Source organism: Verrucosispora sp. SN26_14.1 (genome assembly GCF_004307965.1).
In the GTDB taxonomy this organism is placed as follows: Bacteria; Actinomycetota; Actinomycetes; order Mycobacteriales; family Micromonosporaceae; genus Micromonospora.
Window position 1 is genome coordinate 21,212 of the sequence record NZ_SISL01000020.1, and the last position, 15,408, is coordinate 36,619.

The 15,408-nt window shown below is 70.7% G+C and carries 16 protein-coding genes and 1 tRNA gene; 4 read left to right on the top strand and 13 right to left on the bottom strand.

Annotated features, from left to right (window positions below; all coding sequences use genetic code 11):
* Positions 1–3: 3 nt before the first annotated feature.
* Positions 4–1,005 carry a hemolysin family protein gene (locus EYA84_RS04150; RefSeq protein ID WP_131051665.1) on the bottom strand — a complete coding sequence of 334 codons (1,002 nt, stop codon included), beginning with the start codon at positions 1,003–1,005 and terminating at the stop codon, positions 4–6.
* Positions 1,006–1,121: 116 nt separating this feature from the next.
* On the opposite strand from EYA84_RS04150, the gene galE reads away from it, so the two are divergent.
* Both galE and galK read left to right on the top strand, forming a co-directional pair.
* The gene (gene galE / locus EYA84_RS04155) at positions 1,122–2,105 is read left to right on the top strand and encodes a UDP-glucose 4-epimerase GalE (protein ID WP_131051666.1); all 984 of its coding nucleotides are present in this window, start codon (positions 1,122–1,124) and stop codon (positions 2,103–2,105) included.
* Complete coding sequence (gene galK / locus EYA84_RS04160; RefSeq protein ID WP_131051667.1) at positions 2,102–3,259, top strand: galactokinase; 1,158 nt, start codon at positions 2,102–2,104, stop codon at positions 3,257–3,259. Before galE ends, galK begins: the two co-directional genes overlap by 4 nt.
* 336 nt (positions 3,260–3,595) lie before the next feature.
* Here galK and EYA84_RS04165 read toward each other — a convergent pair whose 3' ends face one another.
* From EYA84_RS04165 to EYA84_RS04205, 9 genes are all read right to left on the bottom strand, one after another.
* Positions 3,596–4,915 carry a sulfate adenylyltransferase subunit 1 gene (locus EYA84_RS04165; RefSeq protein WP_131051668.1) on the bottom strand — a complete coding sequence of 440 codons (1,320 nt, stop codon included), beginning with the start codon at positions 4,913–4,915 and terminating at the stop codon, positions 3,596–3,598.
* On the bottom strand, positions 4,915–5,826 hold the full coding sequence (gene cysD / locus EYA84_RS04170; protein ID WP_131051669.1) for a sulfate adenylyltransferase subunit CysD: 912 nt from the start codon (positions 5,824–5,826) through the stop codon (positions 4,915–4,917). Before cysD ends, EYA84_RS04165 begins: the two co-directional genes overlap by 1 nt.
* 74 nt (positions 5,827–5,900) lie before the next feature.
* The gene (locus tag EYA84_RS04175) at positions 5,901–6,722 is read right to left on the bottom strand and encodes an inositol monophosphatase family protein (RefSeq protein WP_131051670.1); all 822 of its coding nucleotides are present in this window, start codon (positions 6,720–6,722) and stop codon (positions 5,901–5,903) included.
* A gap of 29 nt (positions 6,723–6,751) precedes the next feature.
* Positions 6,752–7,342 (bottom strand): aminoacyl-tRNA hydrolase, encoded by a 591-nt coding sequence (gene pth / locus EYA84_RS04180; RefSeq protein ID WP_131051671.1) that lies wholly within the window; start codon positions 7,340–7,342, stop codon positions 6,752–6,754.
* Positions 7,343–7,451: 109 nt separating this feature from the next.
* A complete protein-coding gene (locus EYA84_RS04185; RefSeq protein WP_131051672.1) occupies positions 7,452–8,132 on the bottom strand; it encodes a 50S ribosomal protein L25/general stress protein Ctc in 681 nt (226 codons plus the stop codon).
* A gap of 306 nt (positions 8,133–8,438) precedes the next feature.
* On the bottom strand, positions 8,439–9,419 hold the full coding sequence (locus EYA84_RS04190; protein ID WP_131051673.1) for a ribose-phosphate diphosphokinase: 981 nt from the start codon (positions 9,417–9,419) through the stop codon (positions 8,439–8,441).
* A 60-nt stretch (positions 9,420–9,479) separates the two neighbouring features.
* Entirely contained in the window at positions 9,480–11,006 is a 1,527-nt protein-coding gene (gene glmU, locus EYA84_RS04195; RefSeq protein WP_131051674.1) for a bifunctional UDP-N-acetylglucosamine diphosphorylase/glucosamine-1-phosphate N-acetyltransferase GlmU, read from the bottom strand.
* A 73-nt stretch (positions 11,007–11,079) separates the two neighbouring features.
* A tRNA-Gln gene (locus EYA84_RS04200) sits at positions 11,080–11,150 on the bottom strand.
* 44 nt (positions 11,151–11,194) lie between these two features.
* Positions 11,195–11,923 carry a helix-turn-helix domain-containing protein gene (locus tag EYA84_RS04205; RefSeq protein ID WP_236145583.1) on the bottom strand — a complete coding sequence of 243 codons (729 nt, stop codon included), beginning with the start codon at positions 11,921–11,923 and terminating at the stop codon, positions 11,195–11,197.
* A gap of 132 nt (positions 11,924–12,055) precedes the next feature.
* Here EYA84_RS04205 and EYA84_RS04210 point away from each other — a divergent pair, with 132 nt between their 5' ends.
* Positions 12,056–13,021 (top strand): acyl-CoA desaturase, encoded by a 966-nt coding sequence (locus tag EYA84_RS04210; protein WP_131051676.1) that lies wholly within the window; start codon positions 12,056–12,058, stop codon positions 13,019–13,021.
* Between the two features lie 159 nt (positions 13,022–13,180).
* Complete coding sequence (locus EYA84_RS04215; protein WP_236145586.1) at positions 13,181–13,822, top strand: TetR/AcrR family transcriptional regulator; 642 nt, start codon at positions 13,181–13,183, stop codon at positions 13,820–13,822.
* A gap of 39 nt (positions 13,823–13,861) precedes the next feature.
* Here the strand turns inward: EYA84_RS04215 and EYA84_RS04220 are convergent, their stop codons facing one another.
* From EYA84_RS04220 to EYA84_RS04230, 3 genes are all read right to left on the bottom strand, one after another.
* Positions 13,862–14,341 carry a DUF4383 domain-containing protein gene (locus tag EYA84_RS04220; RefSeq protein WP_131051678.1) on the bottom strand — a complete coding sequence of 160 codons (480 nt, stop codon included), beginning with the start codon at positions 14,339–14,341 and terminating at the stop codon, positions 13,862–13,864.
* Positions 14,342–14,566: 225 nt separating this feature from the next.
* Positions 14,567–15,022 (bottom strand): DUF4383 domain-containing protein, encoded by a 456-nt coding sequence (locus tag EYA84_RS04225; protein WP_131051679.1) that lies wholly within the window; start codon positions 15,020–15,022, stop codon positions 14,567–14,569.
* A 114-nt stretch (positions 15,023–15,136) separates the two neighbouring features.
* Positions 15,137–15,408 (bottom strand): ABC transporter C-terminal domain-containing protein (locus tag EYA84_RS04230; protein WP_236145584.1); only part of this gene is annotated, 272 nt, incomplete at its 5' end.

Below are 15,408 nucleotides of genomic sequence, written 5' to 3' on the forward strand. Positions count from 1 at the left end.
CCGTCATGACGGGCCGGCAGGTCGCGCCCGCTCGGCGACGCCGCCCGGATCGCGACGCTGTTCGGGCAGGCGGGCGACGGTGACCGCGAGCCGGGCCACCCGGCGTCCCTCCAGGGTGAGCACCCGCAGCAGCCAGCCGCCGGACGCGGCGGGATCGTCGCCCGCCCCGGGCACCGGGATTTCGTCGCCCGCTGCGGGCAACCGACCCAGCGCCGCCATCACGAAGCCGCCCACCGTCTCGTAGGGCCCGTGCGGCAGGTGCACGCCGGTGCGCTCGGCGAAGTCGGTCAGGTTGAGCCGTCCGTCGACCACCGTGGGCAGCCCGGCGAGAGCCGGTTCGGGCGAGTCGGCGTACTCGTCGTGGATCTCGCCGACCAGCTCCTCGACCAGGTCCTCACAGGTGACGATGCCGGCGGTGCCGCCGTACTCGTCGATCACCACGGCCAGGTGGTGCCCCTCCCGCCGCATCTCGGTCAACGCGGCGAGCACCCGCTTGCTGGCCGGAAGGCGCTTGATCTCCCGGGCCAGCTCGCCGACGGTGGTGCCCGGGTCGCGGTCCGGACGCAGCAGCACGTCGCGCAGGTGCACCACACCGACCACGTCGTCATGGGTGCCGTCGACCACCGGGTAGCGGGTGTGCGTACCGGCGCGGACCAGGGGTGCGGCCTCGGCGACGGTCAGCGCCGCAGACAGGAACACCACCTCGGTGCGGGGCATCATCACCTCGCGGACCAGGCTGGCACCGGCCACCAGCACCTCGTCGATGATGCGACGACCGACCGGGTCGAGCACGGTGTTCGCGGCGACCAGGTCGCGCAGCTCGGCCTCGCTGATGCGTTCCCGACCGGCGGCCGACCCGGCGCCGAGCAGGTCGGTGACGAGTCGCAGGGTGCCGTCGGCGGCCCGCACCAACACCCGGGCGACGGCTCTGGCCACCGGCCCGGGCTGGCGGCGGGACCGCTGTGCGCCCCGTCGCCTGGGTCCGCGCCGACGCGCTGCCCGCATGACAGTGATGGTAGTCAGCGGAAGGCGGCACGGTGGTGTTCGACTCTGTTCAGAAATGGTCGGTCGTGGTGGAGTTGTAGGGTGACCACCACAGGTCCAGGTAGGAGGAGAACGACGTGAAACTGCTCGTCACCGGCGGCGCCGGCTTCATCGGGAGCGTGGTGACCCGGATGCTGCTCGACGCCGGGCACGACGTGGTGGTCCTGGACGACCTGTGCACCGGCCACCGGGAGGCGCTCGCGCCCGACGCCACCCACGTCGAGGCCGGCATCCACGACGCGGCCCGGGTGCTCACCCCGCAGGCGGGATTCGACGGCGTGCTGCACTTCGCCGCCCTGATCGCCGCCGGCGAGTCGATGACCGCCCCGGAGAAGTACTGGCACACCAACACCGTCGGGTCACTGGCGCTGATCGACGCCGTCCGCGCCGCGGGCGTACCCCGGATGGTCTTCTCCTCCACCGCCGCCGTCTACGGCAACCCGACCGAGCTGCCCATCCCGGAGACCGCCGTCAAGGCCCCGACCAACACGTACGGCGCGACCAAGCTCGCCGTCGACATGGCGCTCACCTCCGAGGCGACCGGGCACGGCCTGGCCGCCGTCTCGCTGCGCTACTTCAACGTCGCCGGGGCGTACCTCGACGGCGACACCGCCCTCGGCGAGCGGCACGACCCGGAGACCCACCTCATTCCCATCGCGCTGGAGGTGGCCGCCGACCGGCGGGAGAAGTTGCAACTCTTCGGCGACGACTATCCCACCGCCGACGGCACCTGCGTCCGCGACTACATCCACGTCGCCGACCTGGCCCGCGCCCACCTGCTCGCCCTCGACGCGGCGACCCCGGGACGACACCGCATCTACAACCTCGGCAACGGCAACGGGTTCACCAACCGGCAGGTCGTCGAGGTGGTCCGCGAGGTCACCGGCCACCCCGTGCCGGTGGAGGTGGCACCGCGCCGCGAGGGCGACCCGGCCGAACTGGTCGCCTCCTCCGCGCTGGCCCGCGCCGAGCTGGGCTGGGAGCCGCGCAAGCCGACCCTGCACGACATGGTCTCCGACGCCTGGACCTTCTACCGCGCGCACGTGTCGGGTCGGCCGTGACCGACGTCGCCGCCCGCGCCGAGGCCGGCTTCCGGCAGGCGTACCCCGCACCACCCGCCAGCCGCTGGGCGGCTCCCGGCCGGGTCAACCTGATCGGCGAGCACACCGACTACAACGACGGCTTCGTGCTGCCGTTCGCGCTGCCGCTGCGCACCGTCGTCGCCGCAGCGCCCCGGCCCACCGAGGACTGGACGGTCTGGTCCGAACTGACCGGCGAGACGGTCGACTTCGGCGCCGACGAGGTGGCCGCCCCCGGCCGGGTCACCGGCTGGGCCGCGTACGTGGCCGGGGTGGTGTGGGCGCTGCGCGAAGCCGGCCACCCGGTGCCCGGCGCCCGGTTGGCCGTCGCCTCCGACGTGCCGCTCGGCGCCGGCCTGTCCTCCTCGGCCGCACTGGAGGCCGCCGTGCTCACCGCGCTGGTCGACCTCGGCGGGCTGGACCTGCCCGCCACGCTCCAGCCGAGGTTGGCGCAGCGCGCCGAGAACCACTACGTCGGCGCGCCCACCGGCATCATGGACCAGTCGGCCGCGATCCGCTGCCGGGCCGGGCACGCCCTCTTCCTCGACTGCCGCACCGAGCAGGTGGACCATGTCCCGTTCGACCTGGACCACGACGGCCTGGCGATCCTGGTGATCGACAGCCGTGCCCCGCACCGGCACGCCGACGGCGAGTACGCGTCCCGCCGCGCCACCTGCGAGAAGGCCGCGCACCTGCTCGGTGTGCCGGCCCTGCGGGACGTACCCGCCGACGCCCTCGACGACGCGCTGGCCCGACTGCCCGACGACGAGACCCGCCGCCGGACCCGGCACGTCGTCACCGAGAACCAGCGGGTACGCGACAGCGTCGCCCTGCTACGCGCCGGGGAGATCCGGCGCATCGGTCCGCTGCTCACCGCCTCGCACGCCTCCATGCGCGACGACTTCGCCATCACCGTCGCGGAGGTCGACACCGCCGTCGACACGGCGCTCGCCGCCGGTGCACTCGGCGCGCGGATGACCGGCGGCGGTTTCGGCGGCTGCGTCCTGGCCCTGGTCGAGGCGGACCGGGCCGATGCGGTGGGCGACGCCGTCGCGGCGGCCTACGCCGCCCGTGGCTACGCCACCCCCACCCGGTTCACCGCGCTCCCGGCCGCAGGCGCGACCCGCCTCGCCTGACCCACACCGACGAGATGTCCTCGGTTCTCGCACGCCCGGGGTGTCCTTACCCACCGTCTGTCGAGCTGATGGCGCGGACGGATCAGCTCGCCCGCCACCGCACACACCGCCTACTCGCGTCCACTCTCGCCGCACATACCGCCCATGATCACGCTCGATCCCGGATGGAGTGGCCTCGTGGCGGCACCGAGACCACTCGATCCAGGATCGAGCAGGATCTGGCAACTCGTCGCCGCGCCCGGGGTCATCGGGTGAGGCGACGAGGGTAACCAGGGTGGCGAGAGCGGGCAGGGGGGCGCCGTGGGGAACGGGTATCTGCCCGGCCGCCCCGTGTGCTCAGGCGGTCTCGACGATCATGGCGGCGCCGACGGTGCGGTTGGTGGTCTCGTCGATGATGACGAAACCACCGGTCGTGCGGTTGCGGCGGTACTCGTCGGCCAGCAACGGGACGGTGGTCCGCAACCGCACCCGGCCGATCTCGTTGAGCCGCAACTCGGTCGCCGTCTCGTCGCGGTGCAGCGAGTTGATGTCGAGGCGGTAGTGCAGGCCGCGCACGATCGCCCGGGCCGACCGGGTGGTGTGCTTGATGGCGTACTTGCCGCCGACCTGCAACGGCCGGCTCTCGTCCATCCAGCAGACCATCGCCTCGATGTCCTGCGCCACCGCCGGGGCGTTGTTCGGGCGGCAGATCATGTCGCCCCGCGAGATGTCGATCTCGTCGGTCAGCCGTACCGTCACCGACATCGGCGGGAACGCCTCCCCGACCGGCCCGTCGGCGGTCTCCACCGACGCGATCCGGCTGGTGAAGCCGGACGGCAGCACCATCACCTCGTCACCCGGCTTGAGCACCCCCGAGGCGACCTGACCGGCGTAGCCGCGATAGTCGGTGACCACCCTCGACTGCGGCCGGATCACGTACTGCACCGGGAACCGGACGTCGACCAGGTTCCGGTCGCTGGCGATGTGCACCCGCTCCAGGTGGTGCAGCAGCGCCGGGCCTTCGTACCAGGGCATGCTCTCCGAACGGGTGACGATGTTGTCGCCCTTGAGCGCGGAGATCGGCACCACGGTCAGGTCCGGCACGTCCAGCTTCGCCGCGAACGCGGTGAACTCGTCGGCGATCCGGTCGAAGACGTCCTGCGAGTAGTCCACCAGGTCCATCTTGTTGACGCAGAGCACCAGGTGCGGCACCCGCAGCAGCGAGCAGAGGAAGGCGTGCCGGCGGGACTGCTCGACCAGGCCCTTACGGGCGTCGACCAGGATCAGCGCCAGATCGGCCGTGGACGCCCCGGTGACCATGTTCCGGGTGTACTGGATGTGCCCGGGGGTGTCGGCGATGATGAACTTGCGACGGGGCGTGGCGAAGTACCGGTACGCCACGTCGATGGTGATGCCCTGCTCCCGCTCGGCGCGCAGGCCGTCGGTGAGCAGCGCCAGGTTCGTGTACTCGTCGCCCCGGGCCGCGCTGACCGCCTCCACCGCGGCCAACTGGTCGGTGAACAGCGACTTCGTGTCGTACAGCAGCCGGCCGATCAGGGTCGACTTGCCGTCGTCGACACTGCCGGCGGTGGCGAAGCGCAGCAGGTCCATCGGTCGGGCCTCCGACCCGACGGCCCGGCCCTCGGCGTCGCCCGGCGCGAGCGTCTCGGTCGTCATCAGAAGTAGCCCTCCCGCTTGCGGTCCTCCATCGCGGCCTCGCTGACCCGGTCGTCACCACGGGTCGCCCCGCGCTCGGTGATCCGGGTCGCCGCGACCTCCTCGATGACCTTGTCGACCGTGTCCGCGTCCGAGCTCACCGCCGCCGTGCAGGAGGCGTCGCCGACGGTGCGGTAGCGCACCTGGGCCTTGAACCGCTCCTCCCCCGCCCGCGCGGGCAGGAACTCGTTGACCGCGTAGAGCATCCCGTCGCGCTCGACCACCTCGCGCTCGTGCGCGTAGTAGATCGACGGCAGCTCGATCCGCTCCCGGGCGATGTAGTGCCACACGTCCAACTCGGTCCAGTTGGAGAGCGGGAACACCCGGATCGACTCACCCGGGTGGTGCCGGCCGTTGTAGAGCGACCACAGCTCCGGACGCTGGTTCTTCGGGTCCCACTGGCCGAACTCGTCACGGAAGCTGAACACCCGCTCCTTGGCGCGGGCCTTCTCCTCGTCCCGCCGGGCCCCGCCGAAGAGCGCGTCGAACCGGTGCTTCTCCACCGCCTCGAGCAGCACCGGCGTCTGGATGCGGTTGCGCATCCCGTCCGCCGACTCCCGGACCAACCCGCTGGCCAGTGCCTCCGGCACGCTGGCCACGACGAGCTGCAGGTTCAGCTCGGCGACCCGCCGGTCCCGGTAGTCCAGCACCTCGGGGAAGTTGTGGCCGGTGTCGACGTGCATCACCGGAAAGGGGATCTGGGCCGGAGCGAACGCCTTCTGCGCCAGGCGCAGCATCACGATCGAGTCCTTGCCACCGGAGAACAGCAGGACCGGCCGCTCCATCTCGGCGACCACCTCGCGCATCACGAAGATGCTCTCCGCCTCCAACGCGTCGAGATGCGTCACCTGGTAGGCAGCGGTGGCGGTCATGACACCGGCTCGATTCGCTCGGTCATCCGATTTCCAGACCTTTCCGGTCGGGGATGTCAGAAAGTAGCGCCAGGCTACCCGCTATGCCGGTGCAACGCTGCAAGTAACCGGCTGGCGAGATCCGCACGGCACACCAGCAGGTCAGGCAGACGCGGGTCGGCCTCGTTGTATTTCAGCGCAGAACCGTCGATCCGGGAAGCGTGCAGTCCGGTGGCCGTCGCCACAGCCACCGGCGCCGCCGAGTCCCACTCGTACTGACCCCCGGCGTGAATGTAGGCGTCCACCTCGCCGGTCACCACTGCGGCGATCTTCGCACCGGCCGATCCCATCGGCACCAACTCCGCCCCGACCTCCTCGGCGAGGTCGGTCAGGAACACCGGCGGCCGACTTCGGCTGGCCGCCAGACGCAGCCGCCGGCCCTCGCCCCCGGCCGCCTCCGCCGGGTACGCCGGAGGGACGTCCGTGGCCAACACCTGCTGCTGTGCCGGCAATCCGACAGCACCCGCCACCAGACCGTGGGATGTCGACGCGTCCCGCGCCCAGAGCGCCACGTGCACCGCCCAGTCCGCGCGCCCCTCCTCGCTGAACTCACGGGTACCGTCCAGCGGGTCGATGATCCACACCCGCTCGGCGACCAGCCGGGAGATCGACGCCTCGTTCACCTCGGCCGTCCACGCCAGCCGGGAACCCTCGTCCTCCTCGGAGAGCACCGCGTCGTCCGGACGCCACTTCGCCAGCTCGGTCCGGATCAGGTCGTGCGAGACCTTGTCCCCCGCCGCCTTCAACGCACCGGCGTCGGCGAACCCCGTCTCCGCCCGCAGGCGCAGCAACGCCTGACCGGCACGGGCCGCCAACCACCGCGCGAACGCCCCGTCGGCCGTGGGTGGACTGCTCATACTCGCGCTCCCGTCGTCACAGCCGTACCTCAGGCACCGTGGTAGAGGTTCTGCGTCGGTTCGACGCCTCGGATGACCACGGATTCCACCACGTCCGCCGCCCTATCCACCAGGAACTCCAACTCCTTGCGCTCCACCGCGCCGAAATCCGACAGCACGTAGTCCGCCGGATCCTGCCGCCCCGGCGGACGCCCGATCCCGAACCGCACCCGTACGTAGTCCTTCGTGCCCAGCGACTTCGACATCGAGCGCAGACCGTTGTGCCCGCCCTCGCCGCCACCGCACTTCACCCGCACCTGGCCGTACGCGATGTCCAGCTCGTCGTGCACCGCGATCACCTGCCCCGGCGGCACCTTGTGGAACTGCGCCAGACCGGCCACCGGCCCACCCGAAAGGTTCATGTACGTCAACGGCTTGACCAGCACCAACTTCGGGCCACCCAGACCGAGGCGCCCCTCGGCGACCTCCGCCACCGCCCGCTTGTGCCGACCGAACCTGCTGCCCAGCCGACCCGCCAACAGGTCCGCGACCAGGAAACCGACGTTGTGCCGGTTGCCCGCGTACTCCCGACCCGGGTTGCCCAGACCGACCACCAGCCAGGGCCCGGTCTCGTCCGTCACCGCCCGCCCCTTTCCTCGTCCCGGCGGACCGCCACCCGGCGGCCGTCCCCGATACGTCGACAGGCGCCCCCGGAGCACGGGGACGCCTGTCGCACAGCCTGCGGACCGATCAGGCCTCGGTCTTGGCCTCGGCGGTCTCCTCGCCGGCCGACTCGCCAGCCTCGGCGGTCTCCTCGCCGGCCTCAGCCTCGGCCTCGGCGTCCGCCGCCTCGGCCTCGGGCAGCGTCGCCTCCAACTGCTCCGCGGTCGGTGCCGCGGTGACGGTGGCGACCGCCATCTCCGGGTCGGCGGCCAGCTCGACGCCCGACGGAAGCTGCACGTCGGCGGCGGTGACCTGGGAGCCGGCCTGCGCACCCTCGATCGACGCCTCCAGGTGATCCGGCACCTTGGTGGCGTCGGCGGTCACCGAGAGGGTGTCGTGGTCGTGCACGATCAGCGTGTCCCGCGCCGCCTCACCGGTCAGCTGCACCGGCACGTCCACGGTGACCTTCTCGCCCCGACGCACCAGCAGCAGGTCGACGTGCTCGAAGGTGTCCTTGATCGGGTCCCGCTGGATCGCCTTCGGCAGCGCCAGAGCCTGCGTGCCGTCGCTGATGTCGAGCGCCAGGAGCTGGTTGGCGCCACCGTTACGGATGGCCGCCGCGAACTCGCGGGCCGGGAGCGCGATGTGCTTGGGCTTCTCGCCATGGCCGTACAGCACGGCGGGCACCTTGCCGGCCCGGCGGGTACGGCGGGCACCACCCTTGCCGAACTCGGTGCGGGGCTCGGCGCTGATCTTTACCTCGGACACGGGGAAACTCCTGATGCTTCGCTACGGCAGCTTGTCGTCTGGCGGTGCTGGGCGGGGGGCTCGCAAGGGCTCATGCGTCACAACGACTGCCCGGAGCACCGCGTCGATCACGGTGCCTCCGTGCGGCGCTTCTCAGCGGCCCGCAGGGCACCCTCGCCGTGGCAACCGCACCAGTCTACCCGAGCGGATTCCCGAAGTTCCGGCAGTCCCCGCCGGAGCCGACCGGGCAGCTCACCGCCGCCGACCAGCCGATCATCGACGCCCCCGGACGGGCCGGTCCGATCGACCGACCCGCCCGGACCGACGTCAGCTCAACCCGCCGAACAGGGTGGTCACCGAGCCGTCGTCGAACACCTCACGGATCGCCCGGGCCAACAGCGGCGCGATGGAGAGCACGGTGAGCTTGTCGAGCTGCTTCTCCGGCGGCAACGGCAGCGTGTTGGTCACCACGACCTCGCTGATCGGGCTGTTCTTCAGCCGCTCGGTCGCCGGGTCGGAGAGCAGCGCGTGGGTGGACGCCACGATCACGTCCGCCGCGCCGGACTCCTTGAGGATGTCCGCCGCCTTGCAGATCGTGCCGCCCGTGTCGATCATGTCGTCGACGATCAGGCAGACCCGACCCTCGACCTCACCGACCACCCGGTTCGCCACCACCTGGTTCGGCTTCATCGGGTCCCGCGTCTTGTGGATGAAGGCCAGCGGGCAGCCGCCCAACCGGTCGGTCCACCGCTCGGCCACCCGCACCCGACCCGAGTCCGGCGCGACCACGGTCATCGGCCGGCCCGCGTACTTGCGCTCCACGTACTCGGCCAGGATGTCCATCGCGAACAGGTGGTCCACCGGCCCGTCGAAGAAGCCCTGGATCTGCGCCGTGTGCAGGTCCACGGTGAGGATCCGGTTCGCCCCCGCCGTCTTCAACAGGTCGGCGATCAGCCGGGCCGAGATCGGCTCCCGCCCCCGGTGCTTCTTGTCCTGCCGCGCGTACGGATAGAACGGCAACACGACCGTGATCCGCTTCGCCGACCCGCGCTTCAACGCGTCGACCATGATCAGGGTCTCCATGACCCACGTGTTCACCCCGTGCGTGACGGACTGCACCACGAAGGCGTCCGACCCCCGCACCGAGTCCTTGAACCGTACGAAGATCTCGCCGTTGGCGAACTCGTACGCGTCGGCCGGCGTCGGCGCGACGCCGAGCACCTCACCGATCTCCCTGGCCAGCTCCGGAAACCCACGTCCGGAAAAGAGCATCAGGCTCTTGCGGTTTTCGGCGACGATGCTGCCCATGGGCCCGTCTGCTCCCGTATTGGTCGGTGGTACCCGGCCACGGTGGTGGTCGACCGGGGACTATTCGGTTGCAGTATCTCCCGCCCCCGGCGCACCGCCCACCGACTCGGCGGCGCCGTGGATTGCCTCACCTTCACTTGCGGCCGAGGTCACACCCGGAGCACCCTGCAAGGCCCGCTCGGCAGCCGCCGCCGACGTCGTACCCGACCGCCTGCGGGTCACCCAGTCCTCGACGTTGCGTTGTGGCGCCCGCGTCACACCCAACGCACCCGGCGGCACGTCCTTGCTGATCGCACTGCCCGCCGCCACGTACGCGCCGGCGCCCACCTCGACCGGGGCGATCAGGCTGGTGTCGCAGCCGACGAAGGCGGCCTCGCCCACCACCGTGCGGTGCTTGTTCACCCCGTCGTAGTTCACGAAGATCGTCGCCGCGCCGATGTTGGCCCGCGCCCCGATCGTCGCGTCACCCACGTACGACAGGTGCGGCACCTTGGCGCCCGGCCCCACCTCGGAGTTCTTCACCTCGACGAACGTGCCCACCTTCGACTTCTCGGCCAGCCGCGCCGCCGGTCGCAGGTACGCGTACGGCCCCACGCTCGCGCCCGCGCCCACCTCGGCACCGACCGCGTGGCTGCGCAGCACCGTCGCGCCCGGCCCGACCACCGTGTCGATCAGCGTCACGTCCGGGCCGACCACCGCGCCCGCGCCGACCACCGAACCGCCGCGCAACTGGGTGTTCTGGTCCACGACCGCGTCCCGGTCCAGGGCCACCGTCACGTCGATCCACGTCGTCTCCGGGTCCAGCAGACTCACCCCGGTACGCATCCAGCGCTCGTTGACCCGGTCCCGCAGCAGCCGCCGCAGCGCCGCCAACTCCACCCGGTCGTTGCAGCCGAGCGTCTCGGCGTGGTCGCCGGCCAGGTGCACGCCGACCGGCTCACCGGCCGACACGAGCAGCCGGAAGACGTCGGTGAGGTACTCCTCACCCTGGTCGTTGTCGGTGGAGAGCTTGCCGAGCACGTCCCGCAGCCGGCCCGCGTCGAAGGCGTAGATGCCGGCGTTGATCTCCCGGACGGCGAGCTGTGCCGCAGTGGCGTCGCGCTGCTCGACGATCTGCTCCAACCGGCCGTCGGCGTCGCGCACGATCCGGCCCAGGCCGGTGGGATCCGGCACCTCGGCAGCCAGCACCGTCGCCGCCGCCCGCTCGCTCTCGTGCGCCGCGACCAGCCCGGCCACCGTCTCCGGCCGCAGCAGCGGCACGTCGCCGTTGAGCACCACCACCGTGCCGGACGCCTCCGGTGCGGCCTCCAGCGCGATCCTGACCGCGTGCCCGGTGCCGAGCTGCTCGGCCTGCAACACCGGTACGGCGTCCGGCGCGGCCTCGGCCAGATGCGCCCGGACCTGGTCCGCGCCGTGCCCGACCACCACCATCGTCCGCTCCGCCGACAACGGCTGCGCCGCGTTCAGCACGTGCCCGAGCAGCGTCCGGCCGAGCAGCGGGTGCAACACCTTGGGCAACGCGGACTTCATCCGCTTGCCCTCCCCGGCGGCAAGGACGACGACGGTACGGGGGTAGGGCTCGGACACGAGGTGGCTCCCGTCGGGACGCGGACAGTCTCGCGGCCATGCTAACCAGGCTTCAGCCACAGATCAGGTGAAGCTCCCGGGAGAGGACTCGAACCCCTACAATCAGGACCAAAACCTGACGTCCTGCCATTAGACGACCCGGGACGGTCTAAAACGGACAAACTAGCGGCTTGCCGTACCCCTACACTTTAGCGTCCCGCGTCGCCGACGCCATCGCTCATACCCTTCATGATCCCCTCGATCTTCCAATACAACCGACGGGACCGCGGCACTTCGACACTCAGGCAGCCCCGATAGGTCGGTCCGATGTTGAGCCGAACCGTGGTGGGCCGGTGCCGTTTGAGGGTCGTGGGCTGGAAGACGTCGGGCGACACGCCCACCTGCTCGGCCCACCAGCCGACCGCTTCCGCGGCGTCGGCGGTCTCGTGGATCGCGACGCGGAATCGCAACGCTTCCCGCCGCTCGCCCAGCGCCTCCAAGAAGCGTACGAACAGTCCGATCAGCGCCGGGTCACTGTTGACGAAACGCACTCGGCAGTCGTGCGGTCGCCAGGGTTTGGCCTTGGTGCCCTCGGCCCAGTACAGCGCCGCGCCGACCAGCACCAACTCGCGGTATCGCAGGCTCTTCACCCACCCGGCGCTCGCCTCGACGGTGGCGGCACGCGCCGCGTCGCGTGCCTGTCGGTGCTCGCCCCATTGGGCGTCGGTCATGGCCTTGGAGTGGGCACGCCGACGCTCCCGCTCGTCATCTGGGTCGCGCTTCAGGGGAAGGTGCCGCACCCACAAATAGGCCGTCGAGCGACTGACCTGCAACCGCCGCGCGATCTCCGGAACCGAGTGACCGGCCGACCGCAGCACCACCGCCTCGGCACGTAACTCGTCCTTGGCACGGGAGCGCCGGACGCGAGAATCGGTCATGGGGTGCAGGCTAGGGCGGGGGTGTGACACTCCGGGCATCGGTAAGCATCGCTGCCAGATGTGATCTTCCGGCGGCTTAAGTTACGGTGACGTAGGCGTAGTTTGCTGTCTCATCGTTCCCTGCGAGGTGCCATGTCCAGCGCTGTTCTCGACTCCCACCCGACCGGGCCGAAGCCCCTCACCGAGGGCACCCAGTCGCGCGGCATCCTGGTCGCGCTCTGGGCGTTCGTGGTGATTCCGTTCGCCGCACTGGTCGCCGCCGTACCGGTCGCCTGGGGCGGCTGGCTGAGCTGGGTAGACGTGGGTGTCGCGGCATTCTGGTACGTGCTTGCCGGCCTGGGCATCACGGTCGGCTACCACCGCTACTTCACCCACGGGTCGTTCAAGGCGAAGCGGTGGCTGCGGATCGCGCTGGCCGTCTCCGGTTCGCTCGCCGTGCAGGGCGACATCATCCAGTGGGTCGCCGACCACCGGCGTCACCACGCCTTCTCCGACCTGGAGGGGGACCCGCACTCGCCGTGGCGGTTCGGGACGACGCTGCGTGGACTGACCAAGGGCCTGTTCCACGCGCACGTCGGCTGGCTGTTCGGCCGTGAGCTGTCCAACCGGGAGCGCTTCGCTCCGGACCTGTTGGCCGACCGGGACATCCGCCGGACGAGCGCGCTCTTTCCCCTGTTGGCGGCCGCCTCGGTGCTGGGTCCGGCGCTGATGGGCGGGCTACTGACGTGGAGCTGGCAGGGGGCGCTGACCGCGCTGTTCTGGGCGGGCCTGGTCCGCATCTCCCTGCTGCACCACGTCACCTGGTCGATCAACTCGGTGTGCCACGTCTACGGTGAGCGACCGTTCATGATGCGGCAGGGTGACCGGGCGGCCAACTTCTGGCCGCTGGCGTTGGTGTCGTTCGGGGAGAGCTGGCACAACCTGCACCACGCCGATCCGACGAGTGCCCGGCACGGGGTGCTGCGCGGCCAGATCGACATCTCGGCCCGGGTGATCTGGCTGTTCGAGAAGGCGGGAGCCGCCTGGGACGTCCGCTGGCCGAAGCCGGAGCGGCTCGCGTCGAAGCTCGTGAAACCGGCGGAACCCGGGCCGGCCTGACGGCGACGGGCGACCGACCGACAAGTTACCTGGCAGTATGTTCGGGTGACCGGGCAGAGCGCGAGCAGGATCCCACGACAGGGCGTCACGGAGCGCCGGCGAGGTGACGAGGTGGCCGAGGTGACGAGCGACGAGAGCGGCAAGCGTCGTCGGCGCGCGGTGCCCGCCACGTCGACGAAGGCGCCGTCCCGGGTACGCATGTCGGCGGCGCAGCGCCGTGAGCAGTTGATCTCGATCGGTCGGCAGATCTTCGCCGAGCGCGGTTTCGACGCCACCTCCATCGAGGAGGTGGCGTCCCGCGCCAAGGTCTCCAAGCCGGTGGTCTACGAGCACTTCGGCGGTAAGGAGGGGCTCTACGCGGTGGTGGTGGACCGGGAGGTCCGCGCACTTCTGGACCGGATCACCACCGCGTTGACCGCCGGTCATCCTCGGGAGTTGCTGGAGCAGGCGGCGTTGGCCCTGCTCGGGTACATCGAGGAGGAGACCAGCGGTTTCCGGGTACTGGTGCGGGAGTCGCCGGTGCTCTCCGCGACGGGCAACTTCAGCAGTGTGATGAACGACGTCGCGCATCAGGTGGAGCACATCCTGGGCGCGGAGTTCTCCAGCCGGGGGTACGACGCGAAGCTGGCCGAACTGTACGCGCAGGCGCTGGTCGGAATGGTGGCGTTGACCGGCCGGTGGTGGCTGGAGGTGCGCAAGCCGCGCAAGGAGACGGTGGCGGCGCACCTGGTGAACCTGTCCTGGAACGGGTTGTCGCACCTGGAGGCGAAGCCGGGACTGACCACGACGCGCGTCCGCTGAGGGCTCCCGACGGGGGCGACGTCCCGGGGGCGACGCGGGTCAGTGGCGGCGGTGGACCTCGGCGACCGGGTGGTAGCGGCGATTGCGTTCGTCCTCGGCGTGCTCGGGCGGGCCGACCTTGTCGTACAGGCCGGTGCCGAGCAGGATCAGGCCGAAGAGCATCGAGACGACCACGGTCGACATCGAGAAGTTCAGGAAGTTGGCCTCGGTCTGGAGCACCGACATCATCAGGATGCTGGTGACCAGGAAGACGATCCCCGCGGTCAGGTTCATGTAGTGGCCGAGGTTGCCACGCCGGGACGCGCCGACGATGAGCACGATCCCGAAGACGATGGAGACCAGCGAGAAGGCCAGGTTGGTGCGGAGCCCGAGAGCCCAGTTGCTGCCTCGGGCGAACAGCGGCTCGCCCCAGGTGAGTGCGGTGCCCCAGACGCCGAAGACCAGGATGTAGAGCCCGATCAGGCCGGAGAGCACCCGGTAGATCGGCCGCGCCGGGTGGTTGATCGGAAAGTGCGGCATCGGTCCTCCACCAACAGGGGAACAATCAGGACAATTGTCCCCCACTGAGAAGCCGACCAAGGGCAGAACCTGCGGAGAATCAGTCTCGAACGGGCCCCGGCACGACAGGTTTTCGCCGGAGCCCGACCCGCGCAGGGATCAAGCCTGACCGCCCGGAGCGGGTCGGGCTCCGGCGAAAACCCACCACCGCAACCCCGGCGAAAACCACCACCGCAACCGAAAAGATCAGAGCACCAGCCGAGCCTTCTGCCACGCCTCGTGCTCGTCCTCGCTACCGACCTTGCCGTACATGCCGGCCATCAGCAGCGCCAGGCCGAGAACCATCAGCACGACGACACTGGCCACGCTCATGTTGAAGATGTTGGCCTCGGTGCGGATGAAGGCGAGCCCGCCGAGGCTGACCACCATGATCACGTAGGCGGTCCACTGATTGATCAGCACGTCCAGGTTGCGACCGATCACGGTGCCGAACAGGATCAGACCGCCGACCACCAGGCAGAAGATCGAAAATCCGAGGTTGGTGCCCTGCCCCAGGACCCGGGTGTCGCTCAGGCCGAAGGCGGGCTCACCGGTGCTGCTGACGAGTCCGAGCACACCGAAGACCACCAGGTACAGACCGGTCAGCCCGCCGATCGCCCGGTAGATCGGCCGCGCGGGGTGGTTGACGGGAGTGTGCGCCATGTCTGTGTCTCCAACGCCGTTGGGTGAGGGTCGACGGCGATTCTCCCGTACCCGGCCGTGTGACGCCGCACACGGGGTCCCCGGAGGTCGCAGGTCGGGCGGACGGGCCGGCGGTCAGCCGGCGGGGATCTCGTCGGCCAGGGCGAGCCAGGCCTCCTCGACCTGCTCCCGCTCCGCGCGGACCTGACCCAGTTGGGCGTCCAACTCGGCCACCTTCGAGTAGTCGGTGGCGTTGGCGGCGAGCTGGTCGAGCAGTGCCGCCTCCTTCTGCTCCAGCTTGCCGACCTGCCGTTCGAGGCGGGTCAGCTCCTTGCGCGCCTGCCGGGCCTCGGCGGCGCTCATTCCCCCGCCGCCGTCGGTGGGCGCGGCAGCCGGGGGCGTGACGC

What these genes read in the sequence shown, in the direction of transcription:
- EYA84_RS04190 (WP_131051673.1), bottom strand. Translation starts at nt 9,419, where the DNA reads ATGGGCAGCATCGTCGCCGAAAACCGCAAGAGCCTGATGCTCTTTTCC.
- EYA84_RS04205 (WP_236145583.1), bottom strand. Translation starts at nt 11,923, where the DNA reads ATGACCGATTCTCGCGTCCGGCGCTCCCGTGCCAAGGACGAGTTACGT.
- EYA84_RS04165 (WP_131051668.1), bottom strand. Translation starts at nt 4,915, where the DNA reads ATGACGACCGAGACGCTCGCGCCGGGCGACGCCGAGGGCCGGGCCGTC.
- EYA84_RS04175 (WP_131051670.1), bottom strand. Translation starts at nt 6,722, where the DNA reads ATGAGCAGTCCACCCACGGCCGACGGGGCGTTCGCGCGGTGGTTGGCG.
- cysD (WP_131051669.1), bottom strand. Translation starts at nt 5,826, where the DNA reads ATGACCGCCACCGCTGCCTACCAGGTGACGCATCTCGACGCGTTGGAG.
- EYA84_RS04225 (WP_131051679.1), bottom strand. Translation starts at nt 15,022, where the DNA reads ATGGCGCACACTCCCGTCAACCACCCCGCGCGGCCGATCTACCGGGCG.
- EYA84_RS04150 (WP_131051665.1), bottom strand. Translation starts at nt 1,005, where the DNA reads ATGCGGGCAGCGCGTCGGCGCGGACCCAGGCGACGGGGCGCACAGCGG.
- EYA84_RS04220 (WP_131051678.1), bottom strand. Translation starts at nt 14,341, where the DNA reads ATGCCGCACTTTCCGATCAACCACCCGGCGCGGCCGATCTACCGGGTG.
- EYA84_RS04210 (WP_131051676.1), top strand. Translation starts at nt 12,056, where the DNA reads ATGTCCAGCGCTGTTCTCGACTCCCACCCGACCGGGCCGAAGCCCCTC.